1 protein-coding gene is annotated in these 1,160 nt (G+C 72.1%); it reads left to right on the plus strand.

Annotated elements, in window-relative coordinates:
* A partial coding sequence (locus KIK05_RS46430) for an ROK family transcriptional regulator (RefSeq protein ID WP_214417339.1) occupies positions 1 to 1,156 on the plus strand: 1,156 nt, incomplete at its 5' end.
* Positions 1,157 to 1,160: the final 4 nt, after the last annotated feature.

The raw sequence follows: 1,160 nt of genomic DNA on the forward strand, positions 1-1,160 counted from the left end.
CGCCGGCGCAGGCGCGCTCCTGACGATCCTGCGCGACGGCCGCGCCCGTACCCGGGCGGAGCTGATGCAGCTCACCGGCCTGGCCAGGTCGACGGTGTCGCAGCGGCTCGACGCCCTGCTGGAACAGCGATGGATCGTGCCGGCCGAGGACGCCATCTCCTCCGGAGGCCGTCCCGCGACGGCCTTCGCCTTCAACACCTCCGCGCGCGTCGTGCTCGCCGCCGATCTCGGCGCGACGCACGCGCGGCTGGCGGTCACCGACCTGGGCACCCAGGTCCTGGCCGAGCGGAGCGCGAACATCCTGATCACCGACGGCCCCGAGCGGGTGCTCGACTGGCTGGTGGAGAACTTCGAGCAGCTGCTGGCCGAGACCGGGCGCACCTTCGCCCAGGTGTGCGGCGCCGGCATCGGGCTGCCGGGCCCGGTGGAGCACGACACCGGCAGGCCGGTGAACCCTCCGATAATGCCGGGCTGGGACGGCTTCGACGTGCCCGGGTATCTCGGCCCTCGCCTCGGCGTGCCGGTCCTGGTCGACAACGACGTCAACATCATGGCGCTGGGTGAGCACTGGGCCGCGCTTCCCGAGGTCGAGCACATGGTCTTCGTGAAGATCGGCACCGGCATCGGCAGCGGTCTCATCACCGAGCACCGGCTGCATCGCGGCGCCCAGGGAGCCGCCGGCGACATCGGCCACATCCGCACGCCCTCCGCCGCCGAGCTGGTCTGCCGGTGCGGCAACATCGGCTGCCTGGAGGCGATCGCGGGAGGCGGCGCGCTCGCCGCCAGGTTGCGCGAAGCGGGCGAGGACGCCGTCAACAGCAGGGACGTCGTCCGGCTGGTCCGGGCCGGCAACGCCCAGGCGATCCAGCTGATCCGCCAGGCCGGCCGCGAGATCGGCGACGTGCTGGCCTCGCTGGTGAACTTCTTCAACCCCACCGTGATCGTCATCGGCGGCGACATCGCCGAGGCCGGTGAGTACCTCCTGGCCGGAGTGCGGGAGATCGTCTACAGCAGGTCGCTGCCGCTGGCCACCCAAAATCTCGGCATCCGGGTCTCCCAGCTCGGCGACCGCGCCGGAGTGATCGGCGCCTCGGTCCTGGTCATCGAGCACGTGCTCAACCCCGTCGCCGTCGACCGCTCCGTAGCGGGCGGCTAGCACC

It is taken from the genome of Sphaerisporangium fuscum (assembly GCF_018531465.1).
GTDB classification, from domain to species: Bacteria; Actinomycetota; Actinomycetes; order Streptosporangiales; family Streptosporangiaceae; genus Sphaerisporangium; species Sphaerisporangium fuscum.